Below are 16,284 nucleotides of genomic sequence, written 5' to 3'. Positions count from 1 at the left end.
ATGACAACGGTCGGCATGGCATTGGGATCGGGCGGCGCACGGGGCTGGTGCCATATCGGCGTGTTGCGCGAGCTGGAAAAGATCGGCGTCAAACCCGGCGTCGTCGCCGGCTGTTCGATGGGATCGCTGGTCGGCGCGGCCTATGCCGGCGGCAAGCTCGACGCGCTGGAAGAGTGGCTGACCGCCCTGACGCCCGCGCGGTTTGTCGGGCTGATCGATATCCGCCCCGGCAGCGGCGGTATCGTGGCGGGTACCGAAATCGTCAGCCTGATCCAGAACCTCGGCCTGCCCGAACGGATCGAGGACCTTGAGATTCCCTTTGCGGCGGTGGCCACCGATATGGAAACCGGGCGCGAGGTCTGGCTGCGCGAAGGCAACCTGAGCGATGCCGTCCGCGCCTCGGTCGCTTTGCCGGGGGTGATCAGCCCCTACCGGGTGAACGGGCATTGGATGCTGGATGGCGGGCTGACCAACCCGGTGCCGGTGTCGACCGCCCGGGCGATGGGAGCCGAGATGACCATCGCGGTCAATCCCAATGCCAAGCTCAGGGGCAAGATGTGGAACCGACCGGCGCGGGCGCTGGAACACCAGCTGAAGGACCTGCCGGACTGGTTGTCCAACGCGCTGATGCCGGCCGAGGATAAGAACGCCCCGCCGGGCTATACCGAGGTGGTGTCGACCGCCATCGACGTGATGACCGAACAGATCCGCCGGGCGCGTTTGGCGGGGGAACCGCCGCATGTTCTGCTGAATGCCGACCTGTCGCATATCACGGTGCTGGAATTCCACCGCGGCGCCGAAGCGATCGCCGAGGGCCGCCGCATCGTGGCGGCGCAGAAGGACTGGATCTTGGATAATGCCGGTCAGGGCGGGGGCGGGGGCGCCTGAGGCGCCCGCCGCCGGAAGCTCATTTCTTGGGGCAGGTATTGATGCCCAGGATCGAATAGATCGGGCAGGTGCCCAGCAACCCGGTGACCAGCGGGATCACCCCGATCCACATCCACACGCCATAGCCCATCAGCGCCCCGATGATCAGCAGGGCGCCGACGACGATGCGCAGGACTTTGTCAATTGCGCCAACGTTCTTTGCAAACATCTTAAAGCTCCATTGATGTCAATTCGATGCAGCTTAAAAGAGGCCGGTGTTGGCGGAACATGACTTGGATCAATTGTGCCCGCGTTTTTCGAACCGGGGCAGCATGGCGCTGAAATCCATGCCTTTGCCGCCTTCGTTTTCAACGAACTGTTCATACAGCGCCTTGGCCAGCTGACCCATCGGGGTGTCGGCATCCGCCGATTCCGCCGCCTGTTGCGACAGGCGCAGGTCCTTCAGCATCAGTTCGGATGCGAAACCCGGCTTGTAATCGTTGTCGGCGGGCGATTGCGGGCCGACGCCGGGGGCGGGGCAATAGGCGTTCATCGTCCAGCTGTAACCCGACGAGGTGCTGACCACGTCGAACATCTTCTGCCGGTCCAGCCCCAGCTTGTCGGCCAGCGCGAAGGCTTCGCAGGTGGCGATCATGGTGACGCCGAGGATCATGTTGTTGCAGATCTTGGCGGCTTGCCCCGCGCCCGAGGCGCCGCAATGCACCGCCTTCTGCCCCATGATGTCGAACAGCGGCTTGACGGTGTTGAACGCGTCCGCGCTGCCGCCGACCATGAAGGTCAGGGTGCCAGCCGTCGCGCCTCCGACGCCGCCCGAAACAGGCGCGTCCAGCGCGCCCAGACCGGCGGCTGCGGCCTGGTCTGCCACCGCGCGGGCGCTGTCCACGTCGACGGTGGAACAGTCGCACAGCACCGCGCCGGGTTTCATCGCCGGGATCACCTCATCCGCCACCGCGCGCAGGATCGCGCCGTTGGGCAGCATGGTGATCACCACGTCCTGGCCTGCCGCCGCCGCGGCGGCGGTGTCGGCTTTGCTCACGCCCTCGGGCATCGGGGCGGCCAGGTCGAAACCGGTGACCTCGTGGCCTTCCTTGACCAGGTTGGCGGCCATCGGCGCGCCCATATTGCCCAGACCGATAAATCCGATCTTCATGATTATTCCTCCTCCTCGAATGTCAGGCTGTCCGCGCCAAGCGGCATCAGCATTTTCGCGACTTCCATATCCGTGACCGCGCCGGGGCCTTCGTGTTTCCAGCTCGGGTTGCGGTCCTTGTCGATGATCTGGGCGCGCACGCCTTCAAGGAAATCACCCGCTTCCATCGCGCGGAAGGTGAAGCGGTATTCCATTTCCAGCGCCTGGCGAATGTCATCGCTGCCGCGCAGCCGGTGGATCATCTCGATGGTGCAGGCGGCCGACAGCGGCGACACCCGGTTCAGCGATTTCAGCGCCTTGGCGGCGAAGTCGCCGTCGTCATCTTGCAGCGTGATCAGGATATCGCGCAGGGTTTCGCCCGCGAAATGCGCGTCGATCTGGGGGCGCAAGGCTTCCAGATCGCCCGCCGGGGCGGGTTTCGCGGCGCGGTCGATGGCGGTCCAGTCGCCGGTTTCGACCAGTTCCGCCGTCAGCGCGGTCCAGTCTTCCTGCGGTACGAAGTAATCGGCGAACCCGGCATAGATCGCATCCGCCGCCCCGATCCGGCCGCCGGTGGAGCCGAGGTATTCGCCGACACGGCCCGGCGCGCGCGACAGGATCAGCGATCCGCCCACGTCGGGCACCAGCCCGATGCCGGTTTCCGGCATCGCCACCTGGCTGCTTTCGCAGACCACCCGGTGCGATCCGTGACAGCCGATGCCGACGCCGCCGCCCATGGTGAAGCCCTGCATCAGGCTGGCCACCGGCTTGGGGAATTCGAACAGCTTGGCGTTCATCCGGTATTCGTCGCGCCAGAATTTGCGGCCATAGCCAAAATCGCCCGCCTTGCCGGTGTCGTAGAGTTCCTGGATGTCGCCGCCGGCGCAGAAGGCGCGATCACCTTCGGCGTCGATCAGGATCATCGAAACGGCATCGTCTTCGCGCCAGTCGTCCAGCGCCTTTTCGATCGCCAGGCACATGTCGTAGCTCAGCGCGTTCAGCGCCTTCGGCCGGGTCAGGGTGATGTGGCCGATCTTGCCGTCGATGCGGATATTGATGTCGCTCATGCCCGGTCGCTCAGCATTTGGCGCGCAACGATCATCCGCATGATTTCGTTGGTGCCTTCCAGGATTTCATGCACCCGCAGATCGCGCACGATCTTTTCGATGCCGTAATCGGCCAGGTAACCGTAACCGCCATGCAGCTGCAGGCACTGGTTGGCGACCTTCGACCCGGTCTCGGTGACGAAGCGTTTCGCCATGGCGCAGAACTTGGTCGCGTCCGGCGTGCCCTGATCCAGTTTCCACGCCGCCTGATACAGGAAGGTGCGCGCGGCCTGCAGTTCGATTTCCATGTCGGCCAGGCGGAATTGCAGCGCCTGGAACTGGTCGATGGTTTTGCCGAACGCCTTGCGTTCGCCCATGTATTGCAGCGTCTTGTCCAGCGCCGATTGCGCCGCGCCAAGGCTACAGGCGGAAATGTTCAGCCGGCCGCCGTCGAGCCCCATCATCGCGTATTTGAAGCCCTTGCCTTCCTCGCCGACGAGGTTGTCCGCGGGCACCTTGCAATCGTCGAACTGCACCTGGCGGGTGGGTTGGCTTTTCCAGCCCATCTTGTCCTCGAGCCCGCCGAAGCTGAGCCCGGCGCTGCCGTCCTCGACCACCACGGTGGAAATGCCCTTGGGCCCGTCATCGCCGGTCCGGCACATCACCACATAGGCATCCGAATAGCCGCCGCCCGATATGAACGCCTTGGTGCCGTTCAGGACGTAGCCGTCATTGCTGCGCTCCGCCCGGGTTTTCAGCGCCGCCGCGTCCGATCCCGATCCCGGTTCGGTCAGGCAATAAGACAGCACCGTGTCCATGCTGATGGCGGGTGTCAGGTAACGTTCCTTCACATCGTCGCTGCCGAAGGTGTCGAGCATCTTGGCGCACATGTTGTGGATCGACAGGAAGGACGCCACCGAGGGGCAGGACATCGACAGCGCCTCGAAGATCAGCGCCGCGTCCAGACGGGTCAGCCCCGATCCGCCCGAGTCCTCGGACACGTAGATGCCGCCCAGTCCCAATGCGCCGACCTCGGCCCACAATTCCTTGGGGATGGTGCCCTGCTTTTCCCACTCATGGGCGTAAGGGGCGATCTTTTCCTCGCCGAAACCCTTCGCCATGTCGAAAATGGCGGTTTGCTCCTCGCTCAGTGCGAAATCCATTCGTCTCCTCCCAAATGGCGCGATGTCACGTTATTGAACGTGTGTTTAATTCCGAAATCCTACAGAAGTTTTTCAGCCTCCGCCAGCGCTCAAAGATCGGCGTGGAATTCTTCGATCAGGTGTTCGACCACCCGTTTCAGCGCATTGTGCGGGGTGTCTTCGGCCTGGATCGCATCCTCGTAGATCCGTCTTTGCTGCTGTGCGGCGGTGCCCTGTTCCAGGATGCAGCGCATGTTGGCGATCTCGGATAGCGAGCCAAGGATATCGGCATCCACGGTCACCAGCTCGATCAGTTCCTCGACCAACTGGTCGAAGGGCAGGATTTCACGCGCGCCGAAATCGATCAGCCCGGCTTCGGTGCCATAGCGCTGCGCCCGCCAGCGGTTTTCCGAGATCAGGAAATTGTCGTAGATGCGCCAGCGCTGGTTGCTCAGCGACAGCCGCCACAGCGCCCGGGTCAGCGCCTGGGTCAGCGCCGCCAGCGTCAGCGTGGTTTCCAGCCGCGGCGACACATCGCAGATCCGCGACTCGATGGTCGGGAAGCGCGCCGAGGGCCGCATGTCCCACCAGATTTTCGAGGCATCCTCGATCAGGTCCAGATCGACCAGCGCCCGGACCGAGCGGTCATATTGGCTCCAGCTGTCGAAACGCGGCGGCAGCCCGGTGCGGGGCAGGTTGTCGAACACGGTCAGCCGGTAGCTGTTCAGTCCGGTATCTTCGCCCTGCCAGAACGGCGAGGACCCGCTCAGCGCCAGAAGATGCGGCAGGAAATAGCGCATCTGGTTCATCAGGTCGATGCGCTGGTCCGGTTCGGGGATGCCCACATGCACGTGCATGCCGCAGATCAGCATCCGCCGCGCGACGCCGGCCAGGTCGTCGCTCAGAATGTTATAGCGTTCCTTGTCGGTGTGATGGGTTTCGCGCCAGTCCGAAAACGGATGGCAGGAGGCTGCGATCGGGGCGAGGTTGAAATCCTTGGCGATCCGGGCGACGGTCGAGCGCAGGTGCTTCAACTCGTTGCGGGCCTCGGCCACGTTGGCGCAGACCCGGGTGCCGATTTCCACCTGACAATCAAGGAATTCCGGGCTGAACTGGCCTTGCAGTTCGGCGCCGCAACGTTCCATCAGCTCGGTCGGCGCGCTGGCGAGGTCGAGCGTGTCCAGATCGACCAGCAGGTATTCTTCTTCCACGCCGATTGTGAAGTCTGGTTTGGGGATCGACATGCACCGGGCCTCGTTTTGGTGAATATGACGTTTCGACTAGATCACGGTCCCCGGTGCCGTGCAACCAAGGCAAGCTTCCTGCGCTGGAAGGTTTTGATCTGTGTCATAGCCTTCATGAGGGGCGGGGCAGAGATTGGCCCTGTATTGAACGAGGAGATTTCCAATGCGTAGAATCACAACGACTGTTTTGGCCCTGGCGCTGATGGCGCTGGCGGTTTTCGCTCCGACCCAGCAGGCCGTTGCCGAGGAAGGCAAGCCCGGGCTGTTCGTCAGCCTGACCACCGATGACACCTGGGCGGCGGCAAAGGCGATCTATTTCGCCCATGAGAAAGTGCTGAAGAACGGGCACGAACCCGTCGTGATCTGGCTGAACGTGCGCGGCGTCTACCTGGCGGACAAGAAACGGCCCAGCAACGTGCCCGGGCTGATGCGCGAGGCCGACAAATCGATCCAGGACATGTTGAAAGACTTCATGGCCGATGGCGGCCAGGTGATCATGTGCCAGGCCTGTTCGAACGCGGCTGGGCTGACGATGGACGATTACATCGACGGCGTGACCATGGGCAGCTGGCCGGTTGTCGAGAAATTCCTGTTCGATCCGAATATGAAAACCCTGTCCTGGTAAAATCGCTCCAAAACAGAAAAACGCCCCGGCCAATGTGCCGGGGCGTTTTGATTTGTTCGATGCCGGGGCGATTTACCCGGCTGTATCGTCGAATTCGCCCGTGATCCGGTTCCAGTACTCCGGCCCGATGCCGAGATGGTCGAACAAGTCCTCTTCCGCGCCGAAAACCTGATATTCGATATGCGGGAAATTCGCCCACAACCCCCGCAGCAGTTCCGCCAGCGATTGCCCGGTTTCGGTGGGGGCCAGCACGATGATCTGCCCGCCGCTCATGGGAAAGTTCGGGCCGAGCTGCATCGCCTTTTCCGCGCTGCGGGTGACGTCGATCTTGATATTGCTCAGCCGGGCCAGGTCGAACACCAGAGTGCGGGTGCGCTTGAATTCCGGGTCCGAGGTGAAGGATTTGACCATCTCATCCGCCTGGCCGAACAGGAACGGGTCCTCGAATCTGAGGTAGAGGCATTCGTGTTCGGGAAAGAACCTGTAACGGGCGGGCATTTAGGGTATTCGTCTCTGTCGTGTGGTGGGGGATGGTGTCATGAATTTGTCATCTGATACCCGCTATGCGGTACTGGTTCCTTGATCCGCATCAAAATGTCTGCTCGAGAAGCTGGTCGAAAGTCGCCATCCGCAGCCCAAGGATCGACAGCGCGGCGGCTTCGTCATCCTGGATGACGGTGACCACGCCGGGGAAGGCTTCCCAGTTGCGCTGCATCACCTTCGCCAGTTCGCGGGTGTGGCGGCAGGGCGCGTAATAGACGGTCAGGGTCTGCGCCCCGTCGGCCAGGAAGATATCCGCCTTGCGGGCCTGCAATTCGATCAGTTTCACGAAATCGGTATCGAGACCGGTGGCGCGCGAAAAGTCGATCAGCTGTTTCTGACCGGGGCGGCATTCGGGGTGCTTGGCGTATTCATTGAAGATCGCAAGACATTCCGAGGCGCAGATGTCGCCGTCGAGGCGAACATAGACAAGCCCATGACCCGGCAGGATATTGAAGCGTACCGACATGGAGGAATGGTACAGCGCATTCAAAATAAATGAAGGGGGCATGAAGCATGCCCCCTTCGAAATCATTTCAGGCGTTGCAAATCAGTCCATCGCCTTGAAGGCGAATTCGCCGCCTTCCTTGATGCCAGAGAACCAGCGCGCGGTCACGGTCTTGGTCTTGGTGTAGAAGCGGAACGCGTCGGGACCGTATTGGTTCAGGTCGCCGAAGGCCGACTTCTTCCAGCCGCCGAAGGTGAAGTAGGACAGCGGAACCGGGATCGGGAAGTTGATGCCGACCATGCCCACGTTGACCTTGTTTGCGAAGTCGCGCGCGGTGTCGCCATCGGCGGTGAAGATCGAGGTGCCGTTGCCGTAGTTGTTCTTCATGATCAGGTCCAGCGCTTCGTCATAGGACTTGGCGCGCACCTGGCTCAGAACCGGGCCGAAGATCTCTTCCTTGTAGATATCCATGTCCGGGGTGACGTTGTCGAACAGCGACGGGCCGACGAAGAAGCCGTCCTCGTAACCCTGCAGGCTGAAGTTCCGGCCGTCGATCACCAGCTTGGCGCCCTGTTCGACACCGCTGTCGACCAGGCCGTTGATCCGGGCCTTGGCCTGGGCGGTGATGACCGGGCCGAAATCGACGTCGTCGCCGGCGGTGTAGGGGCCGACCTTCAGAGCTTCGATGCGCGGGATCAGCCGTTCGATCAGCGCGTCGGCGGTCTTGTCACCGACCGGAACCGCGACCGAGATCGCCATGCAGCGTTCGCCTGCCGCGCCGAAACCGGCACCGACCAGCGCGTCGGCGGCCTTGTCCATGTCGGCGTCGGGCATGATGATCATGTGGTTCTTGGCGCCGCCGAAGCACTGGGCGCGCTTACCGTTGGTGGCGGCGCGGCCATAGATGTACTGGGCGATCGGGGTCGAACCGACGAAGCCAACGGCCTGAACGGTTTCGTTGTCGAGGATCGCGTCGACCACTTCCTTGTCGCCGTTGACGACCTGCAGAACGCCGTCGGGCAGGCCCGCTTCCTTCAGCAGTTCGGCCAGCTTCATCGAGGTCGAGGGGCAGCGTTCCGACGGTTTCAGGATCATCGCGTTGCCGCTGGCCAGGGCGGGGGCCATTTTCCACAGCGGGATCATGGCGGGGAAGTTGAACGGCGTGATGCCGGCAACGACGCCCAGCGGCTGACGCATCGAGTAGAGGTCGATGCCCGGGCCGCCGTCGTTCATGTATTCGCCCTTCAGCATGTTCGGGGCGCCCATGCAGACTTCGACCACTTCCAGGCCACGCTGCACGTCGCCGCGGGCGTCGGGCAGGGTCTTGCCGTGTTCACGGCTGACCAGCTCGGCCAGGACGTCCATGTTTTCGTTGATCAGGGCGGCGAATTTCATCATCACCCGGGCGCGGCGCTGCGGGTTGGTGGCGGCCCAGCCGACCTGTGCGGCGGCGGCTTTTTCGACGGCGGCGTCCAGTTCATCCTTGGTGGCCAGCGCCACCTTGGCCTGAACCTCGCCGGTGGCGGGGTTGTAGATGTCGGCGAAACGGCCCGAAGTGCCTTTGGACTCGGTGCCGTCGATATAGTGATGAATTTCCTGCATGGGTTCCTCCGTTACGACTTTGCGGGCACAATAGGATTGCATAAATCCCGTGAAAAGGTGCAAGTTGCCAAAAAGGTTTTGCATTTATGCATAGGGGCAGGGATGAACTGGGACGATCTTAAGGTTTTTCTGGCAGTTGCGCGATTTGAGAGCCTGTCATCGGCGGGGCGCGAATTGAAGGTGGATCCGGCCACGGTGGGCCGCCGGATCGCCCGGCTGGAGGAGGAACTGGGCGCGCCGCTGTTTGCGAAGTCGCCGCAGGGCTATGCGATGACCGATGCCGGCCAGCGGCTGCTGATCCATGCCGAACATGCCGAACAGGCGATGGCGGGCGCGGTCGAGGAACTGGCGGGGCAGGCGGGCGACCTGTCGGGGCAGATCCGCATCGGCGCGCCCGATGGCTGCGCAAATTACCTGCTGCCGCAGGTCTGTTCCCAGATCATGGAGGACAACCCGGACCTGGAAATCCAGATCGTCGCGCTGCCGCGGGTGCTGAACCTGTCCAAGCGCGAGGCCGACATGGTCATCGGGGTCAGCCCGCCCACCGCCGGGCGGCTGACGGTGCAGAAGATCACCGATTACAAGCTGCACCTGGCCGGGGCGCGGTCCTACCTGATCCAGCACCCGAAGATCGAGACGCTCGAAGATCTCAGAGGGCACCGGGTGATCGGCTATATCCCCGACCTGATCTTCGACAAGGAACTGGATTACCTCGCCGAGGCGGGGATCGAAAAGGTGAACCTGGCCTCCAACTCGGTCTCGGTGCAGTTCAACTGGGTGCGCAGCGGCGGCGGCGTGGGCATCGTGCACGATTTCGCAATCCCCTTCGGGCGCGGCATCCGCAAGATCCTGACCGACCAGATCAGCCTGACCCGCAGCTTCTACCTGATCCGCCACGCCGACGACCGGCGGCTGGAGCGGCAGAACCGTTTCGCGGCGCTGTTGAGCGAGGGTTTGCGGGCCGAGGTGGCGCGGCTCGAAGCGATGGCGTGACAGAATGTCGCAGCTTTCGCTTGACAGGTTGTCGCAGCTGGGGGACGCTGGGGGCGCGAAATATTGTTGCGTAGGAGTTTTGCCATGCTTGTCCATCAGATCCTGAAAGCGAAACGCGACGACGGCGTCGTCACCGTCAAACCGGGCACATCGGTTGCCGACGTGGCGCAGATCCTGGCGGAACGACGGATCGGCGGCGTGGTGGTGTCCAAGGACGGGCAGGACCCCGAGGGCATCATTTCCGAGCGCGATATCGTCCGGGCGCTGGCGGTCAAGGGACCGGCCTGCATGCAACAGACGGTCGACAACATGATGACCCGCAACCCGGTCTGCTGCAGTCGCAACGACAATGCCGACGACGTGCTGACCCGGATGACCAACGGCCGGTTCCGCCACATGCCGGTGGTCGAAAACGGCGTTATGGTCGGCATCGTGACCATCGGCGACGTGGTCAAGGCGCGCCTCGAAGAACTGTCGATGGAACGCAACGCGCTGGAAGGCATGATCATGGGCCACTGAAACATGTGGCTCTGACGCGGCGAAAATTGGCTTTCCCCCTTGCATTCTGCAGTGCAATATTATTGCGTGCACCCAACCTGAAACGCAGCGTTCCAAAGGGGGGAGCACATTCATGCGCATCGGTCTTTATCCGGGGACTTTCGACCCGATCACCCTTGGCCATCTCGACATCATCCGTCGCTCCACCACCCTGGTGGATCGCTTGGTGATCGGCGTCGCGATCAACCGCGACAAGGGGCCCTTGTTCAGCCTGGAAGAACGGGTCGCGATGATCGAGGCGGAAACCGCCCGGCTGCAGGAAGAAACCAGCACCGAAATCGTGGTGCACCCGTTCGAAAACCTGCTGATCGACTGCGCCCATGACGTCGGAGCCCAGATGATCGTGCGCGGCCTGCGCGCGGTGGCGGATTTCGAATACGAATTCCAGATGGTTGGCATGAACCGTGCACTGGACAGTTCGGTCGAGACGGTTTTCCTGATGGCGGAAGCGAAGCATCAGGCGATTGCCTCGAAACTGGTAAAGGAAATCGCACGGCTCGGCGGCGATATCTCCAAATTCGTTACCCCCGCGGTAAAGGAGGAGCTGCAAGCCAAACTTAAAAAGTAGAGGCTATGCCGCGTACATCGGACCAAAAGCAAGACGAAGTCATCCTGGGGATTCCTCGCAAACGCATGATCGTCTGGCTGACCGTCGCGCCGATGATCCTGATGCTGAGCTTCGTCAGTTGGAACGTGTCCAAGGACCGGTACGTGATCACCGTCAAGGTGGCGGAAATGGATGCGCCGCGCGATTGCTGGGAAGCGTCCAATAATTTCCTTCTCGGCAAGAGCAGGGCGCATCGCAGCCACCCGCCGCGGCGCGCCTATCTGGGTTATTGCGGCGCGGTGCGGACCTCGCTTGGCAATTTCGCTTTGCCGCACAGCTATCCGCGGCCCTGGCTGGGACAGAAACGGGCCGATATCTATGACCGGATGCGACCGGGCTGCAAATACGACATTGTGGTGATCAGCCCGAAAGGCCGGCCGACATCGCGCAATCGCGGCATCGCGTCAAACAACCCGCCCCTGATCCGCCGCGTCATGTTCACCTATCCCTGCTGAACCGGCCTCGGCCTCGCGGATGAAGCTTTCGCAGGCGTCCGGTTGGGTCACCGGCAACATATGCCCGCCCTCGATCAGGCTCAGCCGGATCGCGGCGGGATTTTGTTGGGCGAATTGCGTGCCCTGCAGGTCGGGGTCGAGGATACGGTCGCCCCGCGCATAAAGCACCGAGACCGGAACCTGCAGCCCGCCATAGCCCGCCGCCATCCATTTCAGATCGCGCGCCGAGGCCAGGAAATCGCGGCAGGAATTACGGTAGGAAACGGGTCGCAGCCCCAGTAAACCGCCACCCTGCACCGAATAACCCTTGGGCACCTCTTCCGGGCCGAAGACATAGCCGAAGACCAGTGCCGTGTTGCGGATGCTGTTGATGCTGGCCAGCGTCCAGCTCAGCACGAAACGCATCCAGCGCGATTTCACGTTCAGCGCGTGGAACGGCGCCGCCACCTTGCCGCCGCGCATGGTCAGCGGCGCCAGCAGCGCCAGGCCACGGGTTTTCTGCGGGAAATCCAGCGCCAGGCACAGCGCGATCGCGCCGCCCAGCGAATGGCCCACCACCAGCGGCCGCTCAACGCCAAGCGCATCGATCAGCTCGACCACCTGCGCCGCTTGCGCCCGCGGATTGGCCGGCACCTCCTCGCCACGCTCGGACCAGCCCATGCCGGGCCGGTCCAGCGCGATCACCCGGTGATCGCGGGAAAGCGCGTCGATCAGCCCCATGTCGAAATTGCCCAGTTGCGCCGCCAGCCCGTGGATCATCACGATCGCCGGGCCCTCGCCGCGATCGACGTAGTGCAAACGGCCGCTGGAGATGTCGATGAACTTGCCGCGCGGCGGCACCGCCTTTTCGACCCGCCGCTTGATCCGCCAGGTCTTGAACACCATCCAGGCGTTGAGCCCCAGAAGGCCCAGGATTATCAGTGCGATGATCCATCCGATCGACATGGCATTCCCCCCTCGCTTCGCGCCGCCATGCTAGGGCGGGGCGGGTGGCGCTGTCATGCGCCGATTGCGCAACGTCGCGTCAGATTAGCGCCAGAAGGCCAGCCATTCCAGCAGGTCGGCGAATTTCCGGGCCAGGAACAGCATGTTGTCGCCCCCGGTCAAAGCAAGATCGCCGCCGATGAAGGCGACGATCACAAGGCCAAGTCCGATGGCGATCTGGTTGGTCATCTGCAGGCGGGTCCGGGCAAGTTGGCGTTATGCCAATTCATGCCCAACCGTGCCGCCCGAGGCAAGCGCCTACTTCAGGCGCTGGCCCATCGCGACGGCCACGTCGGCCATCCGGCAAGAGAAACCCCATTCGTTGTCGTACCAGCTCAGCACCCGCACCAGGCGGCCACCGATCACCTTGGTCTGGTCGGCCGCGAAGATCGAGCTTTCCTCGGTGTGGTTGAAATCGACCGAGACTTTCTTCTCGATGTCATAGCCCAGGATACCCTTCATCGGGCCCGCGGCGGCTTCGGCGACGACGGCGTTGACCTCTTCCTCGGTCACGTCGCGGCTGGCGACGAAGGTCAGGTCCACGGCAGACACATTCGGGGTCGGCACCCGCACGGCGGACCCGTCGAGCTTGCCCTTCAGCGCCGGGAGAACCTCGCCCAGGGCTTTCGCGGCACCGGTCGAGGTCGGGATCATCGACATGGCAGCGGCACGGGCGCGGTACAGGTCCTTGTGGCGGCGGTCCAGCGTCGGCTGGTCGCCGGTATAGGAATGGATCGTGGTCATGATGCCCGATTCAATCCCGATCTTGTCGTTCAGCGCCTTGGCCAGCGGCGCCAGGCAGTTGGTGGTGCAGGACCCGTTCGACACCATCACGTCGTCGCCGGTCAGCTGGTCGTCGTTGACGCCCATGACGATGGTTTTCTGCACGTTCTTGGCGGGGGCCGAGATCAGAACCGACTTTGCGCCGCGTTCCAGGTGCTTCTTGGCTTTCTCGCCGTCGTTGAACTGACCGGTGCATTCCAGCACCACGTCGACGCCGGACCAGTCCAGTTCGTCCATGTCATAGGTCGAAAACATCTCCATCCGGCCGCGGCCCAGATCCATCCAGCCCTCGCCGGTGGTCACTTCGCCGGGGAAACGGCCGTGTACCGAGTCATAGCGGATCAGGTGGGCGGCGGTTTCCAGCGGGCCGGTTGCGTTGACCTTGACCACCTTGATGTCTTCGCGCGCGCTTTCGGCGATATGCGACAGGGTGCAGCGGCCGATACGGCCAAATCCGTTGATGCCGACAGTAATGGTCATGGGGGTCACGCTCCTTAAACGAATGTTCAGGGGGGCGTATAGCCGCGCCCGGTCCCAGCGTGAAGGGTGAAATCGGTTATTTGAAAGCGTGTTAGCGAAAACATGTCGCGGTTGCGCTAACGCCTCCGCTCGCTTCTGACTTGCCCCCTTCGCCACATCCTCTAAGTTGGCCTGAGCAAGCAATGAGGTGCAGGTATGAGCGGTCTTCTCGCGCTATTGGATGACGTCGCGGCCATCGCCAAGGTGGCGGCCACCAGCGTCGACGACATCGCCGCCGCCGCGTCCAAGGCGGGGGGCAAGACCGCGGGGGTGATCATCGACGACGCGGCGGTGACGCCGAAATACGTCCACGGGTTTGCCCCGGCGCGCGAATTGCCGATCATCTGGAAAATCGCCCGGGGGTCGTTTTTCAACAAGCTGGTGATCCTGCTGCCCGCCGCGATGCTGCTGTCGAATTTCGCGCCCTGGCTGATCACGCCCCTGCTGATGATGGGCGGCAGCTACCTGTGTTTCGAAGGCGCGGAGAAGATTTTCCACGCGCTGTTCCCGCACGGCGACAAGCATATCGAACAGGACATGTCGGTGCAGGACCCCGGCCACCTGGAACAGCAGAAGGTCAGCGGCGCGATCAAGACCGATTTCATCCTGTCGGCAGAAATCATGACCATCGCGCTGTCGGCGATCCCCGAGGGGGCGCTGTGGCTCGAAGCGGCGGCGCTCGGGCTGGTCGGCATCGTGGTGACGATGGCGATCTACGGCTCGGTGGCGCTGATCGTGAAGATGGACGATGTCGGGCTCTACGTGGCGCAGAACGCCCGCACCGGTTTCGGCCAGGGCTTCGGGCGCGGGTTGGTGAAATTCATGCCGGTGCTGATGCGCATCCTGTCCATCGTCGGCACCGCCGCGATGCTGTGGGTCGGCGGGTCGATCATGATCCACGGGCTGCATGAACTGGGGATGCATCATCCCTATGCGGATATCCATGATATCGCTGTCGCCATCGGCCATTCGGTGTCTGAAAACGCCCGCGGCGCGGTGGAATGGAGCGTGACCGCGCTGGCCGACGGTATCCTGGGCCTGGCTTATGGCTTTGTCCTGATCCCCATCGCCACCCGGGTGATCGGCCCGCTGTTCAAGGCGCTGTCGGGCAAGAAGGCCGCGCACTGAACGCTCAACGTTCAAATTGCCTCGGGGGGCGCTGTGCATGGCTTGCCGCCTGATCGCGGCCGACTGTTTCGGCCGTCGGTGAGAAGAGGCGGTAAAATCCCGTCAAACGCGGTCATGTCGGATGGCTGACCCGGGTAGGTTTAAAACCGCTCCTAATCGTTGCCATGCAAGGATATTCGCGCTTATCCTGATCTTCGCCCGGATTGTTAAGGGCAGGTGAGGGAGGCTCGCAATGCGCAAGCGCCTCTTTATTGCGTTGATTTTTATCGGCCTTGCCGGGGCCGCCGTTTATTACAGCGACGCGGCTTCGCCGGAAACCGAACCCAATTATATCACAGCGGATGTCACCGAGGGTCCGCTACAGGAAGTCGTGACCGCAACGGGATCGCTGCAGGCGGTTGTAACCGTCGAGGTGGGCAGCGAATTGTCCGGCCGCATTGCCCAGCTGCTGGTCGATTTCAACGATGTGGTCACCAAGGGCCAGCCGATTGCCCGGCTCGACGCCAAGCGGTTCGAGGCGCGCAGTTCGGAGGCTCGGGCCTCGCTGCGGATCGCCAAGGTGGGGGTGGAGATCAAGCAGGCGGAATTGGACCGGTCGCTGGCCGAGCTGGAGGATGCCGAGGCCAATCTGGCCGTGCTGACCGCGCGCCGGGACGGGGCGCTGGCCCGGCAGGAGGCGCTTACAGCCGAGGCCAAGCGCAAGGCCGATCTGGGCAGCCGCAACCTGATCACGCTCGAAGAAACCGAAACGGCCCAGATGAACGCCCGGATCGCCGCCGCCGCCCTGCGCGAAGCCGATGCGATCCTGACCGCGCACCGGCTCAGGATCGACGTCGCCCGCGCCAATGTGGATCGCCAGAAGGCGGATCTGCAGGCGGGGCAGGCGCTCATCCCGCAAAAGCAGGCGCTGCTCGAACTCGCCGAGGCGGATCTGGAACGGACCACGATCCTGGCCCCGATCGACGGCGTGGTGATCAAGCGCAATGTGTCGGAGGGCCAGACCGTGGCCGCCAGCCTGGAAACCCCGACGATGTTCACGATTGCCGAGGACCTGTCGGAAATGGAATTGCACGCCCGGGTCGACGAAACCGATATCGGCGCGGTGAAGATCGGCCAGCCGGTCAGCTTTTCCGTCGACGCCTATCCGACCCGCGTCTTTTCGGGCGAAGTCACCCAGGTCCGGCTGGCCCCCGAGATCGTTCAGAACGTCGTCACCTACACGGTGGTGATCCGCACCCGTAACGATCAGCGCCTGCTGCTGCCCGGGATGACGGCGCGGCTCGCCATCCGGGTGATGGAAACCGAACCGGTGGTCAAGGTGCCCATCGCGGCGCTGGATTTCCGGCCCGAAACGGCCGCGCCCGACGATCAGGACAGGCCGCGGGTCTGGGTCATGGGCGCGGATCAAAAGCCCCGCCCGGTCGACATTGCGGTGGGGCAGCAGAACCGCACCCAGATCGCCGTGGAATCGGATGCTCTGGCGGTCGGCGACAAGGTGATCACCAGCGCTTACACCACCAAACAGCCCCGTCGCCTGTTTGGCATCAAGCTCGGGTTCTGAAGGGAAGCGGCCATCGGATGATTGAGGCGAAG

Annotated in this window: 19 protein-coding genes; 8 read left to right on the top strand and 11 right to left on the bottom strand. The window is 63.0% G+C overall.

Annotated features, from left to right (window positions below; translation table 11 throughout):
* The gene (locus GR167_RS02245; protein ID WP_160971825.1) at positions 1-888 is read left to right on the top strand and encodes a patatin-like phospholipase family protein; all 888 of its coding nucleotides are present in this window, start codon (positions 1-3) and stop codon (positions 886-888) included.
* 19 nt (positions 889-907) lie between these two features.
* On the opposite strand, the gene GR167_RS02240 is transcribed toward GR167_RS02245, so the two are convergent.
* From GR167_RS02240 to GR167_RS02220, 5 genes are all read right to left on the bottom strand, one after another.
* On the bottom strand, positions 908-1,096 hold the full coding sequence (locus GR167_RS02240) for a YgaP family membrane protein (RefSeq protein WP_160971824.1): 189 nt from the start codon (positions 1,094-1,096) through the stop codon (positions 908-910).
* Positions 1,097-1,165: 69 nt separating this feature from the next.
* Positions 1,166-2,038, bottom strand: coding sequence for a 3-hydroxyisobutyrate dehydrogenase (gene mmsB / locus GR167_RS02235; protein WP_160971823.1), 873 nt, complete (start codon positions 2,036-2,038; stop codon positions 1,166-1,168).
* Positions 2,039-2,040: 2 nt separating this feature from the next.
* Entirely contained in the window at positions 2,041-3,084 is a 1,044-nt protein-coding gene (locus GR167_RS02230) for an enoyl-CoA hydratase/isomerase family protein (protein ID WP_160971822.1), read from the bottom strand.
* Positions 3,081-4,226 (bottom strand): acyl-CoA dehydrogenase family protein, encoded by a 1,146-nt coding sequence (locus GR167_RS02225; protein ID WP_160971821.1) that lies wholly within the window; start codon positions 4,224-4,226, stop codon positions 3,081-3,083. Before GR167_RS02225 ends, GR167_RS02230 begins: the two co-directional genes overlap by 4 nt.
* A gap of 89 nt (positions 4,227-4,315) precedes the next feature.
* Entirely contained in the window at positions 4,316-5,449 is a 1,134-nt protein-coding gene (locus GR167_RS02220) for a carboxylate-amine ligase (protein WP_160971820.1), read from the bottom strand.
* A 163-nt stretch (positions 5,450-5,612) separates the two neighbouring features.
* On the opposite strand from GR167_RS02220, the gene GR167_RS02215 reads away from it, so the two are divergent.
* Positions 5,613-6,074: a DsrE family protein gene (locus tag GR167_RS02215; RefSeq protein ID WP_160971819.1), complete on the top strand. Its 462-nt coding sequence runs from the start codon at positions 5,613-5,615 to the stop codon at positions 6,072-6,074.
* Between the two features lie 72 nt (positions 6,075-6,146).
* Here GR167_RS02215 and GR167_RS02210 read toward each other — a convergent pair whose 3' ends face one another.
* The 3 genes from GR167_RS02210 to GR167_RS02200 form a co-directional block, all read right to left on the bottom strand.
* The gene (locus tag GR167_RS02210) at positions 6,147-6,572 is read right to left on the bottom strand and encodes a hypothetical protein (protein WP_160971818.1); all 426 of its coding nucleotides are present in this window, start codon (positions 6,570-6,572) and stop codon (positions 6,147-6,149) included.
* Positions 6,573-6,663: 91 nt separating this feature from the next.
* Positions 6,664-7,125, bottom strand: a complete 462-nt coding sequence (locus GR167_RS02205; RefSeq protein WP_235915824.1) for an eL24 family ribosomal protein — start codon at positions 7,123-7,125, stop codon at positions 6,664-6,666.
* Positions 7,126-7,164: 39 nt separating this feature from the next.
* A complete protein-coding gene (locus GR167_RS02200) occupies positions 7,165-8,664 on the bottom strand; it encodes a CoA-acylating methylmalonate-semialdehyde dehydrogenase (protein ID WP_160971817.1) in 1,500 nt (499 codons plus the stop codon).
* A gap of 102 nt (positions 8,665-8,766) precedes the next feature.
* On the opposite strand from GR167_RS02200, the gene GR167_RS02195 reads away from it, so the two are divergent.
* The 4 genes from GR167_RS02195 (at position 8,767) to GR167_RS02180 (ending at position 11,277) form a co-directional block, all read left to right on the top strand.
* Complete coding sequence (locus GR167_RS02195; RefSeq protein ID WP_160971816.1) at positions 8,767-9,657, top strand: LysR family transcriptional regulator; 891 nt, start codon at positions 8,767-8,769, stop codon at positions 9,655-9,657.
* An 84-nt stretch (positions 9,658-9,741) separates the two neighbouring features.
* Complete coding sequence (locus GR167_RS02190) at positions 9,742-10,176, top strand: CBS domain-containing protein (RefSeq protein ID WP_160971815.1); 435 nt, start codon at positions 9,742-9,744, stop codon at positions 10,174-10,176.
* 112 nt (positions 10,177-10,288) lie between these two features.
* The gene (gene coaD / locus GR167_RS02185) at positions 10,289-10,783 is read left to right on the top strand and encodes a pantetheine-phosphate adenylyltransferase (RefSeq protein ID WP_160971814.1); all 495 of its coding nucleotides are present in this window, start codon (positions 10,289-10,291) and stop codon (positions 10,781-10,783) included.
* A gap of 5 nt (positions 10,784-10,788) precedes the next feature.
* Entirely contained in the window at positions 10,789-11,277 is a 489-nt protein-coding gene (locus tag GR167_RS02180; protein ID WP_160971813.1) for a hypothetical protein, read from the top strand.
* Here GR167_RS02180 and GR167_RS02175 read toward each other — a convergent pair.
* From GR167_RS02175 to gap, 3 genes are all read right to left on the bottom strand, one after another.
* Positions 11,227-12,222, bottom strand: coding sequence for an alpha/beta fold hydrolase (locus GR167_RS02175; protein ID WP_160971812.1), 996 nt, complete (start codon positions 12,220-12,222; stop codon positions 11,227-11,229). The two genes, GR167_RS02180 and GR167_RS02175, sit on opposite strands and share 51 nt — an antisense overlap.
* 84 nt (positions 12,223-12,306) lie before the next feature.
* Complete coding sequence (locus tag GR167_RS20095; protein ID WP_212769810.1) at positions 12,307-12,450, bottom strand: hypothetical protein; 144 nt, start codon at positions 12,448-12,450, stop codon at positions 12,307-12,309.
* A 69-nt stretch (positions 12,451-12,519) separates the two neighbouring features.
* Positions 12,520-13,524: a type I glyceraldehyde-3-phosphate dehydrogenase gene (gene gap, locus GR167_RS02170; protein ID WP_160971811.1), complete on the bottom strand. Its 1,005-nt coding sequence runs from the start codon at positions 13,522-13,524 to the stop codon at positions 12,520-12,522.
* A gap of 195 nt (positions 13,525-13,719) precedes the next feature.
* Between gap and GR167_RS02165 the strand changes: the two genes are divergently transcribed.
* Positions 13,720-14,691: a DUF808 domain-containing protein gene (locus tag GR167_RS02165; RefSeq protein WP_160971810.1), complete on the top strand. Its 972-nt coding sequence runs from the start codon at positions 13,720-13,722 to the stop codon at positions 14,689-14,691.
* Between the two features lie 232 nt (positions 14,692-14,923).
* Positions 14,924-16,252 (top strand): efflux RND transporter periplasmic adaptor subunit, encoded by a 1,329-nt coding sequence (locus GR167_RS02160; protein ID WP_160971809.1) that lies wholly within the window; start codon positions 14,924-14,926, stop codon positions 16,250-16,252.
* The last annotated feature ends 32 nt before the right edge of the window (positions 16,253-16,284 follow it).

Origin of the sequence: Thalassovita mangrovi (assembly GCF_009857745.1) — a bacterium.
GTDB classification, from domain to species: Bacteria; Pseudomonadota; Alphaproteobacteria; order Rhodobacterales; family Rhodobacteraceae; genus Thalassobius; species Thalassobius mangrovi.
Note: the sequence above shows the minus strand (reverse complement) of the source record. Positions and strands in the feature narration are given on the sequence as shown.